Consider the following 18660-nt stretch of genomic DNA (forward strand, 5'->3'; position numbering starts at 1 on the left):
CCCGCAGCACCGCTCCCGCGGGCTGAGCCGGGTGCTGCTCGCCGCCGCGCGGGAGCGCTGCGCCCGGGCCGGGGTGGTCGACCTGCTGGCGCCGGTGCGTCCGGCCGCGAAGGCCGCCGAGCCGACCACGCCGTTCGCCGAGTACGTGCACCGGCAGCGTCCCGACGGGCTGCCGGCCGACCCCTGGATCCGGGTGCACGCGCGGGCCGGCGGGGTGCTGGCCGGGGTGGCGCCGCTGTCGATGACGATCCCCGGCACGCTGGCGCAGTGGCGGGCCTGGACCGGGTTGGCCCTCGACACCGACGGCCCGCAGGTCGTCCCCGGCGCTCTGGTGCCGGTGCACGTCGACACCGCCCAGGACCACGCCGTCTACGTCGAGCCCAACGTCTGGGTGCACCACCGCCTCGGCTGAGGTGCGTCCGGTCCGCCCGGCGTGCGCTGCGGCCCGTGGTGTCGGCCTTGGGTAACCTTCCCGACATGTCGCTGACAGCCGTGGAGTACGAGGAGCGGCGGGTCCGGCTCGATCGCGACCTCTCCCGCAACGCCGTCCGCCGCCTGCTCACCGACCACGCCGAGTACGGCGGCTGGGAGCTCGCCCGGCTGCGCCGCTACCGCGACGGCACCCGTGAGGCGTGGATGCGGCGCAAGATCATCCGGATGCGCCGGGTGGCCTGAGCTCCCGGGCACTCCTGCCGGTCCGGTGAGGCGTGAGGGTGCAGCAGCACCGTGGTCCAGCCGCCCTCGCGCTGGTCGAACCGGTCGTGCGAGACGGCCCGCCGGCTGGTCCGCGGCACGGGGTCGACCGCTCAGCGGGCGGACGGACCGGGCGGGCCCGGGCCGTCGAGGTCGCGGGCCGGCAGCGGCCCGCCGCTGACGTCGTCCAGCGCGCGGGCGATCTCCTCGGGCAGGTCCAGCGGCTCGGTGCTGAGGCACGCCTTGAGCTGGGAGACCGTGCGGGCGCCGAGCAGCGGAGCGGTCACCGAGGGGGCGTCGCGCACCCACAGCAGGGCCACCTGCAGCGGGGTGAGGTCGAGGCCCTCCGCAGCGCGCGCCACCGCCTCCACCACCGCGCGCGAGCGCGGCTCCAGGTAGGGCTCGACGAACCAGGCGAAGTGCTCCGAGGCGGCGCGGGAGTCCCGCGGGGTGCCGGTGCGGTACTTGCCGGTGAGCACCCCGCGGCCCAGCGGGGACCAGGGGAAGAAGCCCATCTCGAAGGCCCGGACGGCCGGCAGCACCTCGATCTCGGCGCGCCGGGCGAGCAGGGAGTACTCCACCTGGGTGCTGACCACCGGGCACCGCCCGGGCACCGCCCGCTGCCAGGTGGCGGCCTGCGCGGTCTGCCAGCCGACGTAGTTGGAGACGCCGACGTAGCCGACCCGGCCCGAGCTGACGGCCATGTCGAGGGCCGCCAGGGTCTCCTCGATCGGGGCCTCGCCCCAGGCGTGTACCTGCCACAGGTCCACGTGGTCGACGCGGAGCCGGCGCAGCGAGGCGTCCAGGTCGCGCAGCAGCGCCCGCCGGGAGGTGTCGACGACCCGTTCGCCGTCGCGGACGCCGAACCCGGCCTTGGTGGCGAGGACCAGGTCGTCGCGGTCGACCACCCGGCCGAGCATGTCGCCGATCATGGTCTCGGCGTCGCCGTTGCCGTAGGCGCCGGCGGTGTCGAGCAGCGAGCCGCCGGCCTCGACGAAGGTGGTGAGCAGCTGCTCGGCCGTCGCCGCGGAGACGTCTCGGCCCCAGGTCAGGGTGCCCAGCCCGAGCCGGGACACCCGGAGGCCGGAGGCCCCTACCGATCGTTGCCGCATGGGCCCGCACCCTAACGGGGCCGGACGACTGGACGCGTTAGGTTGGCCGTCATGCGGCTGGGACTGAACCTGGGATACCTGGTGGCCGGCGACGACCCGGCCGGCCAGCTGCGGCTGACCCGCCACGCCGAGGAGCTCGGGTTCGCCGTGGTGTGGGCCGCGGAGGCCTACGGCTCGGACTCGCCCACGGTGCTGGCCTGGCTGGCCGGGCAGACCTCGCGGATCGAGCTCGGGTCGGCGGTGATGCAGATCCCGGGCCGCACCCCGGCGATGACGGCGATGACCGCCGCCAGCCTGGACGTCCTCAGCGGCGGCCGGTTCCGGCTCGGGCTCGGGGTGTCGGGCCCTCAGGTCTCCGAGGGCTGGCACGGGGTGCGGTTCGCCGCCCCGCTGGAACGCACCCGGGAGTACCTGGACGTGGTCGGCGCGGCGCTGCGCGGGGAGACGGTGCGCTACGACGGGCGCCACCACCACCTGCCGCTGCCCGACGGGCCGGGCAAGGCGCTGCGGCTGACCGTCCGGCCCACCCGGCCGGTACCGGTCTACCTGGCCGCGGTCGGCCCGCGGAACCTGCGGCTGGCCGGGGAGCGCGCCGACGGCTGGCTGGCCGTCTTCTACTCGGCCGACCACGCCGGGGAGCAGCTCGCCGCGATCGCCGCCGGCCGGGCGGAGCGGGGGCTCGGTCTGGAGGGGTTCGACGTGGTGCCGACCGTGCCGCTCGTGGTCGGCCCCGACGTCGCCGCCTGCGCCGACCCGGTGCGGGCGCACGCCGCCCTGTACGTCGGCGGCATGGGCAGCCGGGAGCAGAACTTCTACAACGCGCTCGCGGCGCGGATGGGGTACGCCGAGGAGGCGAGGCGCGTGCAGGAGCTGTTCCTGGACCGTCGCCACCGCGAGGCCGCCGCGGCCGTGCCGACCGAGTTCATCGACCGCACCTCGCTGCTCGGCGACCGGCCCCGGCTCACCACCCGGCTGCGCGAGCTGCGCGACAGCGGCGTCACCACCTGCACGGTGACGCCGTTCGCGGGCTCGGTGGAGGCCAAGTGCGAGGCGCTCACCGAGCTGGCCGCCGCGCACGCCGACCTCGGGCCGGCCTAGCCCGTCGGCAGCGGCTCCAGGACGCCGGTGAGCAGCAGCACCGCCACTCCCGCCGCCAGTGCGATCCGGTAGATGACGAACGGCAGGAAGGTGTGGGTGCTGATGAAGCGCAGCAGCCACGCGATCACCGCGAACCCGACGACGAACGACACCACGGTGGCCAGCACGATCGGCCCCCAGGCCGGCGGCACGGGGTCGGTGCCGATGTCGGTGAGCTTGTAGAAGCCGGAGCCCAGCACCGCCGGGATCGCCAGCAGGAACGAGTACCGTGCCGCGGCCTCACGCGTGTAGCCCAGCGCCAGCCCGGCGGCGATGGTGGCGCCGGAGCGCGACACGCCCGGCACCAGCGCCAGCGACTGCGCGAGACCCATCAGCACGCCGTCGCGCCAGCTGATCGACTCCAGCGGCTTGACGTTGCGGGCCAGCCGGTCGGCGATCCCGATCACCACGCCGAACCCGGCCAGCATGGCGACGGTGATCCACAGGTTGCGCAGCGCGGAGTCGATGGCGTCCTGGAAGAGCAGGCCGAGCACCACGATCGGCACCGAGCCGATGATCACCAGCCAGCCCATCCGGACGTCCGGGTCGTCCTTGGGCACCCGTCCGGCCAGCGAGCCGAACCAGCGGCTGATGATCCGGGCGATGTCGCGGGCGAAGTAGACGACCACCGCGGCCTCGGTGCCGAGCTGGGTGATCGCGGTGAACGCCGAGCCGGGGTCCTCACCGCCGATCAGCTGCCCGACGATCGACTGGTGGGCGCTGGAGGAGATCGGCAGGAACTCCGTCAGTCCCTGCACGATCCCCAGGATCAGGGCGTCCCACCACGACATCGCACATCCCTCGCTGCTCGTCCGGAGCCCCGCTGGTCGCGGGCCGGCGCCCACAGTAGGGGCAGCAGACGTCCCGGCGCGCCCGGCACGCGCGGTCTCGGCCCGCGGTGCCACCCCGCCTGCCCGCGACCGCTACTCCGGTCGGACGGGCCGGACGGCACACTGGCGGGTGTGACGATCCACAGCGAGCACCCGTTCGCCACCCCGGAGGAGGAGCGCGACCCGCTGCGCCGGCTCCGGGGCCGGCTGCCGCAGCCGGTCACCGTCTGGACCACCGGCCGGGGTCCCGCCCGGGAGGGCTGGACGCTGAGCTCGGTGCTGGTGGCCGACGGCGACCCGGCCGAGGTGGTCGGGCTGCTCGACCCCGACAGCGACCTGGCCGCCGTGCTGGAGCCCGGGACGTCGCTGGTGGTCAACCTGCTGGCCGCCGGCCAGGGCGGCGTCGCCGACGCCTTCGCCCGGGTCGCGCCGTCGCCGGGCGGGCCGTTCCGCACCGGGGAGTGGCATGACGGCGAGGCCGGGCCGCGGCTCGACGGGGCGGCGGGGTGGCTGGAGGCGGTGGTGCGGACCGACCCGGTGCCCGGGGTCGGCTGGGCGCTGCTCGTACGCGCGGAGGTGCTGCGGGCCGAGGTCGGCCCGGGGACGGCGGGGCTGGTGCACCACCGAGGCCGCTACCACGTGCTGTGACCCGGCCCGACCCCTCCCGGCGAGCCGTCGGACGGGATAGAGTCCGGCGCAAGAGCCTGATCGCGAGATCTTTCGTCGCAGCACGGCTCGACGACCGTTGATCTTTGCTCACCGCCGAGGGAAGGGGACGCCCGTGGCCGCCCGCATCACCTACGCCACGCTCACCGCCGACAACGAGGAGCTGCACACCGCCTACGAGGACGGCGTCCGCCGCGCCCGGGCCCGGCTGGGTGAGGAGGTCGCGGTAGCGGAGGACCCCGAGCCCGGGGAGCCCGTGGAGGTGCGCAGCCCCGCCGACCCGGCGGTCGTGGTCTGCACCGTGCGCCCGGCCTCGCCCCGGGCCGTGCAGGCGGCGGTGGCCGCGGCGAAGCAGGCCTACCCCGGCTGGGCGGCGACCCCCTGGCAGGAGCGGATCGCGCTGCTGCGCCGTTGCGCCGACGTCATCAGCGACCGCGCCGACGAGCTGGCCGCGCTGATGACCATCGAGGTCGGCAAGAACCGGCTGGAGGCGCTCGGCGACGTCGAGGAGGCCGCGGTCTTCTTCCGCTACTACAGCGACCTGATGGAGGCCGCCGACGGCTACAGCCGGCCGATGGACAGCTTGTCCGACACCGAGCGGACCCGCAGCGTGCTGCGTCCGCACGGGGTGTGGGGCGTGATCAGCCCGTTCAACTTCCCGATGGCGCTGGCCGCCGGTCCCACCGCGGCCGCCCTGGTGGCCGGGAACACCGTGGTGGTGAAACCGAGCCTCCAGGGCACCGCCACCGCGTGGCGGCTGTTCGAGGTGCTGCGCGACGAGCTGCCCGCCGGGGTGGTGCGGCTGGTCCCCGGCGGGGACGAGCAGGGCCGGGCCCTGGTCGGCTCGCCCGACGTGGCCGGGCTGACCTTCACCGGCTCCTACGAGGTGGGGATGCAGGTGCTGGGGGCGGCGAGCACGCCGTGGCCGCGTCCGGTGATCGCCGAGATGGGCGGCAAGAACCCGGCCGTGGTCACCGCCTCGGCCGACCTCGACGCGGCCGCCCAGGGGGTGGCGCGCTCCGCGTTCGGGTTCGGCGGGCAGAAGTGCTCGGCCTGCTCGCGGGTCTACGTCGACCGCGCGGTGCACGACGACTTCGTGGCGCGGCTGGTGGTCCGGGCCGGCGACGTGGTGGTGGGCGACCCGCTGGAGCGCGACACCTTCATGGGCCCGGTGGTCGACGCGGCCGCGGTGGACCGCTTCCGCGAGGCCGTCGCCGCCGCCCGCGAGCGCGGTCGTGTGGTCGCCGGCGGGGACGTCCTCACCGAGGAGCGGCTGCCCGGGCACTACGTGGCGCCGACCGTCGTCACCGACCTCGACCCGTCCGACCCGCTGCTGTCCACCGAGCTGTTCCTGCCCTTCGTCGCGGTGGTGCCCGTGGACGGGCTGGAGCAGGCGGTGGCCCACGCCAACGACACCGTGTTCGGGCTGACGGCCGGGCTGTTCTCGGGCGAGGAGGTGGAGATCCAGCGCTTCCTCGACACCATCGAGGCCGGGGTGGTCTACGTGAACCGGCCAGCCGGTGCGACCACCGGCGCCTGGCCCGGGATCCAGCCGTTCGGCGGCTGGAAGGGGTCCGGCTCCTCGGGCAAGGCCGGTGGTGGCGTGTACTACCTGATGCAGTTCATGCGCGAGCAGTCCCAGACGGTGGTGCAGCGGTGACGACGACCGACGCCCCGACCCGCCGCTCCGACCCGTCCACCGACATCCCGACAGGAGAGCCGATGACCCCCTTCGACGGACGTCCCGTCCCCGACCTGCGGACCGAGCTGCCCGGCCCGCGCACCGGAGAGGTGGTCCAGCGCGACCACGCGGTGACCAGCCCGTCCCTGCCGCGGGCCTACCCGTTCGCGCCGCTCCGGGGGTCGGGCAGCGTGCTGGAGGACGTCGACGGCAACCTCTTCCTCGACTTCAACGCCGGGATCGCCGTCAACGCCACCGGCCACGCCCACCCACGGGTGGTCGCGGCGGTGCGGCAGCAGGCCGGGGAGCTGCTGCACTACTCGGCCAGCGACTTCTTCCTGCCGATCTACTCCGAGACCGCCGAGGCGCTGGCGCGGGTCGCGCCGATCAGCGGTCCCACCCGGGTGTTCCTCACCAACTCCGGCGCGGAGGCGGTCGAGGGTGCGCTCAAGCTGGTGCGTCACGCCACCGGCCGCTCGGAGGTGGTCAGCTTCTACGGCGCCTTCCACGGACGCACCTACGGCGCGCTCAGCCTCACCTCGTCCAAGGCGAAGTACCACGCCGGGTTCGGTCCGCTGCTGCCCGGGGTGCACCACGTGCCCTACGCCGACCCGGCCAAGGTCGCCGCCGGCGAGCCCGACACCGCCACCTTCGAGGCGCTGGAGCGGCTGTTCCGCCACGACGTCGACCCGCGCGAGGTGGCTGCGGTGTTCGTCGAGCCGATCCAGGGCGAGGGCGGCTACATCGTGCCCGCCGAGGGCTGGCTGCGGCGGCTGCGCGAGGTGTGCGACGAGCACCAGATCCTGCTGGTGGCCGACGAGGTGCAGTGCGGGATGGGTCGCACCGGACGGATGTGGGCGATCGAGCACACCGGGGTCGAGCCCGACGTGCTGATCAGCGCCAAGGGGCTGGCCTCAGGGCTCCCGCTCGGGGCCTTCGTGGCCCGGGCCGAGCTGATGGAGAGCTGGGGCACCGGCACCCACGGCTCGACCTACGGCGGCAGCCCGGTGCCGTGCGCGGCGGCACTGGCCACCCTGGCGGTGATCGAGGAGGAGGGTCTGCTCGAGCACGTCGCCACGGTGGGGGAGCGGGTGCTGGGAGGGCTTCGCGAGATCGCCGAGCGGCACCCGGACGTGGTGGTCGACGTCCGCGGGGTCGGGCTGATGATCGGGGTGCAGCTGTCCAGCGGACCGGTGGCCGCGATGGTGCAGCAGGCCTGCTTCCAGCGCGGGCTGCTGGTGCTGGAGGCCGGGGAGGACGTGGTGCGGATGTCGCCGCCGCTGGTCGTCACCGCCGAGCAGGTGGAGACCGCGCTGCGGATCGTCGGCGAGGCGGTCGGCGAGGTGGCGGAGACCGTCGGCCCCGACCTGCCCGCCGGAGGTCCGGGACGCCCGGCGACCGCGGCCGGGGGAGGCCGGTAGGTGGCCAGCGCCCACCTGCTCGCCCGCGGTGAGGATCTGCCACGGGTGGACTCCGCCCAGGGCGTGCACGTGGTGGGCACCGACGGACGGCGCTACCTCGACGCCGCCGGTGGGGCGGTCGTCGTGGGGGTCGGGCACGGCCGCACCGCGGTGGTGGAGGCCGCCGCCGAGCAGGCCAGACGGGTGGCCTACGTGCACGGCACCGCGTTCGGCGCCGACGTGCTGGACGGGTACGCCGACGCGCTGGCCGCGCGGCTGCCGGTGGCCGACGCCCGCATCTACCCGGTCTCGGGCGGCAGCGAGGCGGTGGAGACCGCGCTGAAGATGGCCCGGGCCTTCCACCTGGCCCGCGGTGAGGACCGCTCGGTGGTGGTCGGGCGGCGGCACTCCTACCACGGCAACACCCGCGGGGCCCTCGACGTCTCCGGACGGGTCGGGCTGCGCGCGCCGTACGAGCCGTGGCTGTCGCACGCGGTGCACACCAGCACCCCGCAGGAGTACCGCTGCCCGAACCCCGACCACCCGGTGCGCTGCGGCCGCTGGCACGCCGGACAGCTGGAGCGCACGCTGGCCGGGGTCGGGCCGGAGCGGGTGGCCGCCTTCGTCGCCGAGCCGGTCGCCGGTGCGGGTCTGGCGGCCTGCGTCCCGCCGGAGGACTACTGGCCGGCGGTGGGAGAGGTGTGCCGGCGGCACGGGGTGCTGGTGGTCGCCGACGAGGTGATGACCGGGTTCGGCCGGACCGGACGCTGGTTCGCCAGCGAGCACTTCGGCCTGCGGCCGGACCTGCTGACCGCCGGCAAGGGCGCGGCGTCGGGCTACTGGCCGCTCGGGCTGGCGGTGGCGAGCGGGGAGGTGGCCGAGAGCCTGCGCGAGGGCGGGTTCGTGCACGGGTTCACCTACTCCCACCACCTGGTCGGGGCGGCGACCGGGCTGGCGGTGCTGCGCTGCCTGGAGGAGGAGCGTCTGGTCGAGGCGGCGGAGGTGCGGGGGCGCCAGCTGCGGGCGGCGCTGGAGGGAGAGCTGGCCGACCACCCGCTGGTCGGGGACGTCCGCGGTGCCGGTCTGCTGGTCGGGGTCGAGCTGGTGGCGGACCGGGAGAGCCGCCGTCCGCTCCCGCGGTCGGAGCGGTTGACCGAGCGGCTGGTGGCCACCGCGAAGGAGCTCGGTCTGCTGCTCTACCCGGCGGCCGGCTGCGCCGACGGGACGTCCGGTGACGCCGTCCTGCTCGGGCCGCCGCTGGTGATCAGCGGGTCCGAGGTCGACGAGCTGGTCACCCTGCTGGCCCGGGCGCTGCGGGAGCTCACCCCACGGACGGGGTCATGACCTCAGCCGGGCGTTGTCGGCGGTGCCCTCCACCTCGACGACGAGCCCGTCGACGAATCGGTACAGGTCGAGCTCGTCGGTCTCCACCTGCGAGCCGTCCCCGGGCGCGCCGAGGAACTCGGCCATCCGGGTGCCGGTGCCGCGCAGCCGGACCGCCAACCACTCGCCCTCGACGACGGTGCGCTGCAGCTCCCAGGTGTAGTCGGGGAACACGGTCACCGTCCGCACCACGTCGGCGATGTACTGCTCGCGCGAGCGCACGACACCGTTGACCCGCACCGTGTCGGCCACGTGGGTGCCGAGCTCGACCCAGTCCCGCCGGTTGCAGGCGGCGAGGTAGCGGCGGTAGCGGTCGACGACCTCGGCTCGTGCATCCACGAACCCATCGTCGCCCGGCCGCGCGTCCCGGTCGAGCCCGTGAGGGGATCGGTGCAGTCGCTGGGCACCGGCGGGGCGAGCCCCTAGCCTGACCAGGGTGCCGACCCCGAGGACCCACCGCCTCGTGAGCAGGCGGGTCCGGGCGCTGCCGTCGCTCCTGGCCGGTGCCCCTCGATGGGTGCTGGTGCTCACCGGCCTCGTGACCACGACGCTCGGCGCGGCGCTGGCGCTGCGGCCCCTGAGCTCGCTGACGCTCCTCGGTGTCTACATCGGCGTCAGCTGCATCACCTCCGGTGCCGGAGACCTCATCGCCCGTCGCGGGGCTCCACCAGTGCGCACGCTGCTCACGGCCACCGCATGGATCCTCGCCGGCCTGGCCGTGCTGGTCTGGCTCGGCCGCAGCCTGCAGCTGCTGGGACCCTCCGTGGGGCTGCTCCTGCTCCTCACGGGCCTCTCGGGTCTGCTGCGGGTGCGGCGCGGTGCACGTGGCGAACGGGTGCTCGCCGCGGTGCTCGGGCTATCCGAGATCGCGTTCGGTCTGCTGGCACTGCTGTGGCCGGACGTCACCTTGCTGGTCGTCGCGTTCCTGTTCGGTGTGCGCACCGCCGGGTTCGGGCTCTCCCTGCTGTGGAGGGCGGCCACAGCAGGTCCGGCGGATCGGCCCGACGGCAGCTCGACGGTCGGCGCCCGGACGTCCGACCGCAGCAGGCACGTCGGGCGACCCGGACTGCGATGGGCGGGGGCAGCGGCCGTGCTGGTCGTGGCGATCTCCTGCCTCGTCCTCAGCGTGCACCTGCGGCACGGCGCACCCGTGCTGGACGCCTTCTACGACGCACCCGAGGACGTCCCCGCCACCCCCGGGCAGCTGCTCCGGACCGCGCCGTACGAGGGCGACCTCCCGCCGGGGCTGAGCGCCCAGCGGATCCTCTACACCACGACCGCCGACGACGGGGTGCCCGCCCTGGCCAGCGCCGTCCTCGCGGTGCCCGCCACCTCGACCGGCCGGCCGGTCCCGCTCATCGCCTGGGCGCACGGCACGGTCGGCGTCGCCCGCGCCTGCGCACCCAGCCTGGGGCCGGACGCCATCTCGACCGAGGGGATGCCGGCGATGGACTCCCTCGCACGCAACGGCTGGGGGATGGTCGCCACCGACTACACCGGGCAGGGGACCGAAGGGGACTTCCCCTACCTCATCGGGCAGGGCGAGGCACGCTCGGTGCTGGACGCGGTGCGGGCCGCGCACCAGGTCGACGACGTCGACCTCGCCCCGCAGACGGTGGTCTGGGGCCACTCCCAGGGTGGGCACGCCGCCCTGTGGGCCGGACAGCTGGCGCCGACGTACGCCCCCGACCTCGACGTCCTCGGCACCGCCGCGCTGTCGGCCGCCAGCGACCCGCTGGCGCTGGCCGAGGTGGTCACGTCCCATCCCGGTGCCCTCGGTGCCAGCCTGGGCATCTCCTTCGTGCTGACCGCCTACAGCCGCACCTATCCCGACGTCTCCCTCGACGACGCCACCCCGGCGGCTCGCGCCCTGGTGCGTGAGGCCGCCGCCCGCTGCACCAGCGAACCAGGCACGCTGGTCACCGTCCTGACCGGTGTCGCTGTCTCTCGCGACGTCCCGATCCTCGCCGGCGACCCCTCGGCCGGGGCGATCGGCCGGCGGTTGCGGCAGAACGTCGCGACGGGGCCCTGGACGGCTCCGCTGTTCCTCGCGCACGGGACCACCGACGAGGTCATCCCGGCGCGCCTGCAGGACGCCTACGTGGCCGGGCTGTGCTCCGCCGGCCACCCGCTGCGCTACACGCGGTACCCGGACCGGTCGCACATGGGTGTGCTCGAGCCCGACTCCCCGCTCAACGCCGACCTCGAGCAGTGGACGCTCGACCGGTTCGCCGGCGCTCCCCAGCAGGACGACTGCCCGTGACGTCCGGGTCCGGGTGACGCGACCGGCGCCGCGGCCACGGGCCCGCGGCTGACTCCCGCGGCTGCGCCCACTCCGGTCGCTAGCCTGACCTCCGTGCCCTGCCTGATCCTGCTCAACGGCGTCCCGGGCGCGGGCAAGTCGACACTGGCCCGCCGCTACGCCGCCGAGCACCCGCTCACCCTGGTGCTCGACGTCGACCTGGTCCGCGCCCTGCTCGGAGCCTGGCAGGACCACTCGGCCGACGCCGGACGCCTGGCCCGCCGGATCGCGCTGGCGATGAGCGCGGTCGCCCTGGAGCAGGGCCACGACGTGGTCGTGCCGCAGTACCTCGGCCGGCTCCCGTTCGTCGAGCAGCTCGCCGGACTCGCGGAGGAGGCCGGGGTGCCGTTCGTCGAGACGGTGCTGCGCACCCCGCTGCCCGTCGCGGTGGCCCGCTTCACCGAGCGGGCCGGGACGGGCCGCGACGCCGCCGAGGTCGCTGCACCGGTCGATGACCCGGCCGGGCTCGTCGCCGAGGCCGACGCCGCCATCCGGGCGGTCGTCGCCGCCCGCCCGGCCACGGTGGTGCTGGACGACGTGGACACCGACCCCGAGGTCGGCTACCGCCAGCTCCTCACCGCCGTCGGCGCCGCCCGGACGTCCGCCGCCTGATCGACCGACCACCTCACCCCGGACGCCCGACCCCGGCCCGCACGTAGGCTCGCCGCCATGACGACGCTGCTCCTGGTCCGCCACGGCCGCACCACCGCCAACCGCACCGGCGTGCTGGCCGGCCGGACCCCGGGGGTGGACCTGGACGAGGTCGGCGTCCAGCAGGCCCAGGCCGCCGCGCAGCGGATCGCCGGGCTGCCGCTGACCCAGGTGGTCACCTCGCCGCTGCGCCGCTGCAAGCACACCAGCCAGCTCCTCACCGAGGGCCGCGAGCAGCCCGTCGAGGTGGTCACCGACGCCAGGATCACCGAGTGCGGCTACGGCGCCTGGTCCGGGCGTCCGCTCAAGGAGCTGGCCAAGGAGAAGCTGTGGGCGACCGTGCAGCAGACCCCGTCGGCGGTCCGCTTCCCCGACGGGGAGTCGATGACCGAGATGTCGGCCCGGGCCGTCGGTTGCGTCCGCGAGCGCGACGCCGCGCTGGCCGCCAGCGTCGGTGACGAGGCGGTCTGGGTGGCGGTCAGCCACGGTGACGTCATCAAGGCGATCCTGGCCGACGCCCTCGGCATGCACCTGGACGCCTTCCAGCGGATCGTGGTCGACCCGGCCTCCATCTCGGTGGTCCGCTACAGCGCCGGCCGACCGTTCGTCGTCTCCACCAACACCACCTCCGGCGACCTGTCGGGTCTGCAGCCGCCACGGCGCAGGGGCCGCCGCAAGCCCCCCGCCGACGCCGCGGTCGGCGGCGGCCTGGGCAGCCAGGAGTGACCAGCCCCCAGCGGGACCGCCTCGCCTCCGCGCCGACGACGTAGGCTGCTCGGTATGGCGATCGTCGTACACCGTTACGAGGCCCCGGACCGCTTCGTCGCCGGCACCGTGGGCTCCCCGGGGGAACGCACCTTCTTCCTGCAGGCCCGTGAGGGCAACCGGATCACCAGCGTGGCGTGCGAGAAGCAGCAGGTCTCGGTGCTGGCCGAGCACCTGGAGCGGGTGCTCGAGGAGGTCGTCCGGCGCACCGGCGGACGGGTCGAGGTGCCGCCGCCGCGCGACGTCCCCGACGACAACCAGCCGCTGGACGCCCCGATCACCGAGGAGTTCCGGGTCGGCACCATGACCATCGCCTGGGACGCCGACGACGACAAGATCGTCATCGAGATGTTCTCCAGCACGGACGCCGAGGTGTCCGGTCTCGACCTCACCGAGGCCGACCCCGATGTCGAGGCGGAGATGGTGCAGGCGGTGGAGGAGGAGCGCGCCGAGGAGGTCTTCGTGGTGCGGATCACCCCGCGCACCGCCCGCGACTTCGTGGCCCGCGCCAACGCCGTGGTCTCGGCCGGACGTCCCAGCTGCCCGTTCTGCCTGCAGCCGATGGACGCCGAGGGCCACGTGTGCCCGCGCGCCAACGGCTACCGGCGACCGCTGTTCTGAGCGGCTGGGTCCAGACGAGTTGAGCGAGGAGACCGGGGAGCTGTCGGAGCTGCTGGACGGCCTCAGCGAGGTCGACCCCCTCACCGTCGACCTGGGCTCGGGCGAGCTGGAGCTCATCGGGCGGCTGCCCACGGCCTCCAACGGCACCTTCCTGTCCCGGCTGGAGCGCGGTGACGAGCGGGTGCTGTGCGTCTACAAGCCGACCGCGGGGGAGCGTCCGCTGTGGGACTTCCCCGACCGCACCCTCGGGCTGCGCGAGGTCGCGGCCCACGAGCTCTCCCGGGTCGCCGGCTTCGACGTGGTGCCGCGCACGGTGCTGGTCGAGGGCCCGCTCGGGCCGGGCTCGCTGCAGGCCTGGGTGCGCGACGACGAGGCCGATGACGAGGTGGTCGACCTGGTGCCGCTGGAGCAGGCCGAGCGGCCGGGCTGGTTCGCCGTGCTCGAGGGTCTGGGCGCGCGCGGTGAGGAGGTCGTCGTGGTGCACGCCGACGACCCGCGGCTGCGGCGGCTGGCCCTGTTCGACGCGGTGGCCAACAACGCCGACCGCAAGGGCGGTCACATCCTCACCCGGCACGGGCACCTGTTCGGCGTCGACCACGGGCTGACCTTCCACCCCGCCCCGAAGCTGCGCACCCTGCTGTGGGGCTGGGCCGACGAGGAGCTCACCGAGGAGGAGCGGGCCCTGGTGGGACGGGTCCTCACCGACGGCTGCGAGGCCCTGGCCGAGCTGCTCACCGAGCCCGAGATCGTCTCGCTGGAGCTGCGCTGCACCGAGCTGCTGCGCAGCGGTCGCTTCCCCGCCCCCGACCCGGGCCACCACACCGTCCCCTGGCCGCCGTTCTGACGGTCGCCCGCTGAGCCGGCCGACCCGCCGTCGGCCGGGACCACGCCGCACCCGCCGCACTGGTTATGCTCGCCGGGACGGGGAGGCGCCTGCCTCCCCCTCGTCCGCCGATCAGAGCCGCCCGGTGGGAGGGCCCCGCATGACCGTTCCGCATCCCCGTCCGACCCCTCGTCCGGTACGCCGCGCGCTGCTCGCCGCGGTCGCCGCGCTGGGGCTCCTCGTCCCGGCCGCCTGCTCGGGCGGAGGTGAGCCGGAGGGCCCGGTGACCCTGCGGGTCTCCACCTGGGGCAACGACTCCCGGCTGAAGCTCACCGAGCAGGCCGTGGACGCCTTCGAAGCCGCCAACCCCGACGTCACGGTGGTCGTGGAGAACAGCGAGTGGGGCTCCTACTGGGACAAGCTCGCCACCCAGACCGCCGGCAACAACTCGCCCGACGTCATCCAGATGGACGAGGCCTACATCGCCGCCTACGGCTCCCGCGGGGCGCTGCTCGACCTCGCTGAGGTCTCCGAGCAGCTCGACCTCTCGGCCATGGACGCCACCGTCCGCGACACCGGTCTGGTGGAGGAGGCGCTGGTCGGCGCACCGATCGGGGTGGGCAACTTCTCCGTCGCGGTCAACCCCGACGTGCTGGAGCGGGCCGGCGTGGAGATGCCCGACGACACCACCTGGACCTGGCAGGACCTCGCCGAGATCTCCGCCACCGTCAGCGAGGAGCTGGGGTCCGAGGGCGTCTACGGGCTGGACGGCTTCGGCTCCGGCGCCGCCGAGCTCGGGGCGTGGACCCGTCAGCGCGGTGAGGAGGTGTGGCCGACCACGGGCCCCGGGGTCAGCGAGGCCACCGTCCGCAGCTTCTTCGACTACTCCACCGGTCTGGTCGAGAGTGGGGCCACCCCTCCGGCGGAGGTGCAGGTGGAGAACGCCAACCTGCCGCTGGACGCGTCCATGTTCGCCACCAACCGGGCCGCCTTCCACCTGCTCTTCCACACCCAGATCTCGGCGTTCGGCGCCGCCAGCGGCACCCAGCTGGAGCTGCTCCGGCTGCCCGCCCAGGCTCCGGGGGAGTCCCCGCGGATGGTCAACAAGGCCTCCATGTACTGGTCGATCGCGTCCCGGACGGAGCACCCCGAGGCCGCTGCCCGGCTGATCGACTTCCTGCTCACCGACCCCGCCGCCACCACGGTGCTGACCACCGAGCGCGGCATCCCGGCCATCCCCGAGGTGCAGGAGGAGATCTCCTCGCTGCTCGACCCGCAGGCCCAGGTCAGCCTCGACTTCACCCAGGCGATCACCCCTGAGCTGGTGCCACCGCCGCAGGTGACCCCCGCCGCGGCGTCCGGGTTCAGCGACGAGTTCAACCTCATCGGCACCGACGTGCTGTTCGGCCGGGCCACACCGGCCGACGGCACCGCGCGGGTGCTGAGCGCGGTCCAGAGCATGGCGTGAACCCGGGGCGGCGACCCCGCTCCGGCTGGGTAGGGTCGCGCCCATGCAGGCATGGAGCACCCCGAGCGTCCCGACCCTCCTCCCCGTGGCCGAGCCGCCGGTGCTGGTGCACGACAGCGCCCGCGGCGGGCTGACCGAGGTCGGTCCGACGCCGGGGTCCCAGACGCCCGCCCGGCTCTACGTCTGCGGCATCACCCCCTACGACGCCACCCACATGGGCCACGCGAACACCTACGTCGCCTTCGACCTGCTGCACCGCACCTGGCTCGACCGCGGCCTGGACGTCCACTACGTGCAGAACGTCACCGACGTCGACGACCCGCTGCTCGAGCGCGCCACCCAGACCGGTGTCGACTGGGAGCAGCTGGCGCGTGAGCAGACCCAGCTCTTCCGCGACGACATGACCGCGCTCAACGTGCTGCCACCGCGTGACTACGTCGGCGCGGTCGAGTCGATCTCGCTGGTCACCGACCTGCTGCAGACCGTCCCGCACGCGCTGTACCAGGTCGAGGACGCCGAGCACCCGGACTGGTACTTCGCGGTGGGGGAGTCGCCCTCCTTCGGCTCGGTCTCCGGCCTGGACGCCCCGACCATGCACACCCTCTTCGCCGAGCGCGGCGGCGACCCCGACCGCCCGGGCAAGAAGGACCCGCTGGACTGCCTGGTCTGGCGCACCGCCCGCGAGGGCGAGCCGTCGTGGCCGAGCCCGTTCGGTCCGGGACGTCCGGGCTGGCACATCGAGTGCACCGCCATCGCGCACCACTTCCTCGGGGCCGAGATCGACGTCCAGGGCGGCGGCTCGGACCTCGTCTTCCCCCACCACGAGATGTGCGCGGCCGAGGGCCAGGTCGCCACCGGACGCCCGTTCGCCCGGCACTACGTGCACAGCGGCATGGTCGGGCTGGACGGGGAGAAGATGTCGAAGTCCAAGGGCAACCTCGTGCTGGTCTCCACGCTGCGCGCGCAGGGTGTGGACCCGATGGCGATCCGGCTCGCCCTGCTGTCGCGGCACTACCGCAGCGACTGGAGCTGGTCGGCGGAGCTGCTCACCGAGGCCCAGGACCGGTTGGCGCGGTGGCGCCACGCCTGCGCCCTGGACGCCGCACTGGGTGCGGAGGAGACGGTCGCGGAGGTCCGCCGGGCGCTGCGGGACGACCTCGACGCCCCCACCGCGCTCGGGGCGGTGGACGCCTGGGCGGGTGCCTCGGCCTCCATCGACGGCGACGACGCGGAGGCGGGCGCCACCGTCGCCCGGCTGGTCGACGCCCTGCTGGGCGTCCGGCTGTGACGGCGGCACCGTCGCGACGGCTAGGGTCGCCCCGTGACTGAGGTGCCGCAGGACCGCAAGAGCTTCGAGCAGCTGTTCGCCGAGCTCCGCCAGAAGGCGGTCGACCGCCCGGAGGGGTCGGGGACGGTGGCGGCGCTGGACGCCGGCGTGCACGCGATCGGCAAGAAGGTCGTCGAGGAGGCCGCCGAGGTGTGGATGGCCGCGGAGTACCAGAGCCGCGAGGAGGCGGCCGAGGAGATCAGCCAGCTGCTGTACCACCTGCAGGTGATGATGGTCGCCCTCGACCTCGACCTGGACGACGTGTACCGGCACCTCTGAGGCAGTAGGGTTCCTCGGCGTGACCAGCGCCCGAGAGTCCGGTTCAGCACTGCTGCGCGTCGCCGTCCCCAACAAGGGGGCGCTGTCGGAGGCGGCTGCCACGATGCTGCGCGAGTCCGGCTACCGGCAGCGCTCCGACACCAAGGAGCTCGTCCTGGTCGACGAGGTCAACAGCGTCGAGTTCTTCTACCTGCGGCCCCGCGACATCGCCACCTACGTCGGTGAGGGCACCCTCGACTGCGGGATCACCGGGCGCGACATGCTGCTCGACTCCGGCGCCGCGGCCGACGAGGTGCTGCCGCTGGGCTTCGGCGCCTCCCGGTTCCGCTTCGCCGCCCCTGCCGGCAGCGGCTTCACCCGCGACAGCCTGCGCGGGCTGCGGGTGGCCACCTCCTACCCCGGTCTGGTGGACGCCCACCTGCGCGAGGCCGGTGTCGAGGCCCGGCTGATCCGGCTGGACGGGGCGGTGGAGAGCGCCATCCGGCTGGGCGTGGCCGACGCCATCGCCGACGTGGTGGAGACCGGCACCACGCTGCGCCAGGCCGGGCTGGAGCTGTTCGGCGAGCCGATCCTGCAGTCCGAGGCCATCGTCATCAAGCGCAGCGGCACCGCCCCGCAGGGCCTGGACACGCTGCTGCGCCGGCTCCGCGGCGTCCTGGTCGCGCGGACCTACGTGATGATGGACTACGACGTCCCGGCCGAGGCGCTGGAGCGTGCCACCGCCGTCACCCCCGGCTTCGAGTCGCCGACCGTCTCCCCGCTGGCCCGGGAGGGCTGGTTCGCGGTGCGCGCGATGGTGAAGCGGGCCGACGCGCAGGCCATCATGGACGCCCTGTGGGAGGAGGGAGCGCGTGCCATCCTCGTCACCGACATCTCCGCGAGCCGTCTCTGACCGGGTCGTCTTCCGCCCCCGGGTGCTGCTGGTCTTCGCCAGCACCGTCTCGGTGCTCTTCGTGGCCGCCTGCCTGGTCGGCTGGTCGGCCCTGGGTGCGGAGCTGCGGGCCCAGTTCACCGTGCTGCAGGTGGCGACCCTGCTGATCTTCCTGGTCTGGATCGTCGGGCTGATGATGGCGATGGCGCTCAGCGTGGTGGTGGTCGACGGCGCCACGGTGAAGGTCCGCAACGGCCTCGTCACCCGGCGCTACCGCGCCGCCGACGTGCGCGCGATCCGCTTCCGCGAGGGCGACCCGTGGGCCTACCTGGTGCTGCACGAGACCGACGCCGAGGGGGCGCACCGGCAGCGTCAGCTGCTGGCCATCCAGACCGTCGACCGCGGACGGGCCCGCGACGACGCCGCCCGGCTGCGCGAGCTCATCCGCTCCCGCCGCTGACGCCGCGTCGGCGGCGCCCGCTCACTCGATCCCGCGGGACTTGAGCAGCGCCTCGATCTCGGCCATCTCCGGGTCCTCCTGCTGACCCTGGCCCTGCGCGCCCTGCGCGCCCCGACCCTGCGCCCCGCGACCCTGTGCCGGACGCCGTCCGCCGGCCTGCGTCGCAGCGGGTGCGGCGCCGCGGCCCACCG

19 protein-coding genes and 1 pseudogene are annotated in these 18660 nt (G+C 74.5%); 17 read left to right on the forward strand and 3 right to left on the reverse strand.

What is annotated here, in order from left to right; genetic code table 11:
* Positions 1 to 412, forward strand: a pseudogene (locus DVA66_RS05005) (N-acetyltransferase); the annotation flags it as partial.
* Positions 413 to 477: 65 nt separating this feature from the next.
* Positions 478 to 675 (forward strand): DUF5703 family protein, encoded by a 198-nt coding sequence (locus DVA66_RS05010; protein ID WP_114128006.1) that lies wholly within the window; start codon positions 478 to 480, stop codon positions 673 to 675.
* A gap of 131 nt (positions 676 to 806) precedes the next feature.
* Here the strand turns inward: DVA66_RS05010 and DVA66_RS05015 are convergent, their stop codons facing one another.
* Positions 807 to 1805 (reverse strand): aldo/keto reductase, encoded by a 999-nt coding sequence (locus tag DVA66_RS05015; RefSeq protein WP_114559069.1) that lies wholly within the window; start codon positions 1803 to 1805, stop codon positions 807 to 809.
* 51 nt (positions 1806 to 1856) lie between these two features.
* Here DVA66_RS05015 and DVA66_RS05020 point away from each other — a divergent pair, with 51 nt between their 5' ends.
* Complete coding sequence (locus DVA66_RS05020) at positions 1857 to 2903, forward strand: LLM class F420-dependent oxidoreductase (RefSeq protein ID WP_114559070.1); 1047 nt, start codon at positions 1857 to 1859, stop codon at positions 2901 to 2903.
* On the opposite strand, the gene DVA66_RS05025 is transcribed toward DVA66_RS05020, so the two are convergent.
* Positions 2900 to 3733: an undecaprenyl-diphosphate phosphatase gene (locus DVA66_RS05025; RefSeq protein WP_114128009.1), complete on the reverse strand. Its 834-nt coding sequence runs from the start codon at positions 3731 to 3733 to the stop codon at positions 2900 to 2902. The genes DVA66_RS05020 and DVA66_RS05025 overlap by 4 nt on opposite strands.
* A gap of 171 nt (positions 3734 to 3904) precedes the next feature.
* Here DVA66_RS05025 and DVA66_RS05030 point away from each other — a divergent pair, with 171 nt between their 5' ends.
* The 4 genes from DVA66_RS05030 to DVA66_RS05045 all read left to right on the forward strand — a co-directional run bounded on the left by DVA66_RS05030 (position 3905) and on the right by DVA66_RS05045 (position 8863).
* Positions 3905 to 4420, forward strand: coding sequence for a flavin reductase family protein (locus DVA66_RS05030; protein WP_114559071.1), 516 nt, complete (start codon positions 3905 to 3907; stop codon positions 4418 to 4420).
* A gap of 133 nt (positions 4421 to 4553) precedes the next feature.
* Complete coding sequence (locus DVA66_RS05035; protein WP_114559072.1) at positions 4554 to 6098, forward strand: aldehyde dehydrogenase family protein; 1545 nt, start codon at positions 4554 to 4556, stop codon at positions 6096 to 6098.
* The gene (locus tag DVA66_RS05040) at positions 6095 to 7540 is read left to right on the forward strand and encodes an aminotransferase class III-fold pyridoxal phosphate-dependent enzyme (RefSeq protein WP_198671496.1); all 1446 of its coding nucleotides are present in this window, start codon (positions 6095 to 6097) and stop codon (positions 7538 to 7540) included. Before DVA66_RS05035 ends, DVA66_RS05040 begins: the two co-directional genes overlap by 4 nt.
* Entirely contained in the window at positions 7541 to 8863 is a 1323-nt protein-coding gene (locus tag DVA66_RS05045) for an aminotransferase family protein (RefSeq protein WP_114559073.1), read from the forward strand. It begins immediately after the preceding gene.
* Here the strand turns inward: DVA66_RS05045 and DVA66_RS20795 are convergent.
* Complete coding sequence (locus DVA66_RS20795) at positions 8858 to 9241, reverse strand: ester cyclase (protein ID WP_157973844.1); 384 nt, start codon at positions 9239 to 9241, stop codon at positions 8858 to 8860. The genes DVA66_RS05045 and DVA66_RS20795 overlap by 6 nt on opposite strands.
* A 124-nt stretch (positions 9242 to 9365) precedes the next feature.
* On the opposite strand from DVA66_RS20795, the gene DVA66_RS05055 reads away from it, so the two are divergent.
* The 10 genes from DVA66_RS05055 (at position 9366) to DVA66_RS05100 (ending at position 18469) form a co-directional block, all read left to right on the forward strand.
* Positions 9366 to 11165 carry a lipase family protein gene (locus DVA66_RS05055; RefSeq protein ID WP_232821766.1) on the forward strand — a complete coding sequence of 600 codons (1800 nt, stop codon included), beginning with the start codon at positions 9366 to 9368 and terminating at the stop codon, positions 11163 to 11165.
* A gap of 93 nt (positions 11166 to 11258) precedes the next feature.
* A complete protein-coding gene (locus tag DVA66_RS05060) occupies positions 11259 to 11816 on the forward strand; it encodes an ATP-binding protein (RefSeq protein ID WP_114559075.1) in 558 nt (185 codons plus the stop codon).
* 57 nt (positions 11817 to 11873) lie between these two features.
* On the forward strand, positions 11874 to 12581 hold the full coding sequence (locus tag DVA66_RS05065) for an MSMEG_4193 family putative phosphomutase (protein WP_114559076.1): 708 nt from the start codon (positions 11874 to 11876) through the stop codon (positions 12579 to 12581).
* 54 nt (positions 12582 to 12635) lie between these two features.
* Positions 12636 to 13241: a DUF3090 domain-containing protein gene (locus tag DVA66_RS05070; RefSeq protein ID WP_114559077.1), complete on the forward strand. Its 606-nt coding sequence runs from the start codon at positions 12636 to 12638 to the stop codon at positions 13239 to 13241.
* A gap of 19 nt (positions 13242 to 13260) precedes the next feature.
* On the forward strand, positions 13261 to 14085 hold the full coding sequence (locus DVA66_RS05075) for an SCO1664 family protein (protein WP_232821767.1): 825 nt from the start codon (positions 13261 to 13263) through the stop codon (positions 14083 to 14085).
* A gap of 139 nt (positions 14086 to 14224) precedes the next feature.
* Positions 14225 to 15532: an ABC transporter substrate-binding protein gene (locus DVA66_RS05080; RefSeq protein WP_114559078.1), complete on the forward strand. Its 1308-nt coding sequence runs from the start codon at positions 14225 to 14227 to the stop codon at positions 15530 to 15532.
* A gap of 43 nt (positions 15533 to 15575) precedes the next feature.
* Positions 15576 to 16820 (forward strand): cysteine--1-D-myo-inosityl 2-amino-2-deoxy-alpha-D-glucopyranoside ligase, encoded by a 1245-nt coding sequence (gene mshC / locus DVA66_RS05085; protein WP_114559079.1) that lies wholly within the window; start codon positions 15576 to 15578, stop codon positions 16818 to 16820.
* A 42-nt stretch (positions 16821 to 16862) separates the two neighbouring features.
* Complete coding sequence (locus DVA66_RS05090; protein ID WP_114559084.1) at positions 16863 to 17138, forward strand: phosphoribosyl-ATP diphosphatase; 276 nt, start codon at positions 16863 to 16865, stop codon at positions 17136 to 17138.
* 49 nt (positions 17139 to 17187) lie between these two features.
* Entirely contained in the window at positions 17188 to 18030 is an 843-nt protein-coding gene (gene hisG / locus DVA66_RS05095) for an ATP phosphoribosyltransferase (protein ID WP_114559085.1), read from the forward strand.
* A complete protein-coding gene (locus tag DVA66_RS05100) occupies positions 17990 to 18469 on the forward strand; it encodes a PH domain-containing protein (protein WP_157973845.1) in 480 nt (159 codons plus the stop codon). The genes hisG and DVA66_RS05100 overlap by 41 nt, the downstream gene beginning before the upstream one ends.
* The last annotated feature ends 191 nt before the right edge of the window (positions 18470 to 18660 follow it).

Origin of the sequence: Desertihabitans aurantiacus, assembly GCF_003344635.1 — a bacterium.
Classification (GTDB): domain Bacteria; phylum Actinomycetota; class Actinomycetes; order Propionibacteriales; family Propionibacteriaceae; genus Desertihabitans; species Desertihabitans aurantiacus.

What these genes read in the sequence shown, in the direction of transcription:
- DVA66_RS05010 (WP_114128006.1), top strand. Translation starts at nt 478, where the DNA reads ATGTCGCTGACAGCCGTGGAGTACGAGGAGCGGCGGGTCCGGCTCGAT.
- DVA66_RS05015 (WP_114559069.1), bottom strand. Translation starts at nt 1,805, where the DNA reads ATGCGGCAACGATCGGTAGGGGCCTCCGGCCTCCGGGTGTCCCGGCTC.
- DVA66_RS05020 (WP_114559070.1), top strand. Translation starts at nt 1,857, where the DNA reads ATGCGGCTGGGACTGAACCTGGGATACCTGGTGGCCGGCGACGACCCG.
- DVA66_RS05025 (WP_114128009.1), bottom strand. Translation starts at nt 3,733, where the DNA reads ATGTCGTGGTGGGACGCCCTGATCCTGGGGATCGTGCAGGGACTGACG.
- DVA66_RS05065 (WP_114559076.1), top strand. Translation starts at nt 11,874, where the DNA reads ATGACGACGCTGCTCCTGGTCCGCCACGGCCGCACCACCGCCAACCGC.
- DVA66_RS05070 (WP_114559077.1), top strand. Translation starts at nt 12,636, where the DNA reads ATGGCGATCGTCGTACACCGTTACGAGGCCCCGGACCGCTTCGTCGCC.
- DVA66_RS05080 (WP_114559078.1), top strand. Translation starts at nt 14,225, where the DNA reads ATGACCGTTCCGCATCCCCGTCCGACCCCTCGTCCGGTACGCCGCGCG.
- mshC (WP_114559079.1), top strand. Translation starts at nt 15,576, where the DNA reads ATGCAGGCATGGAGCACCCCGAGCGTCCCGACCCTCCTCCCCGTGGCC.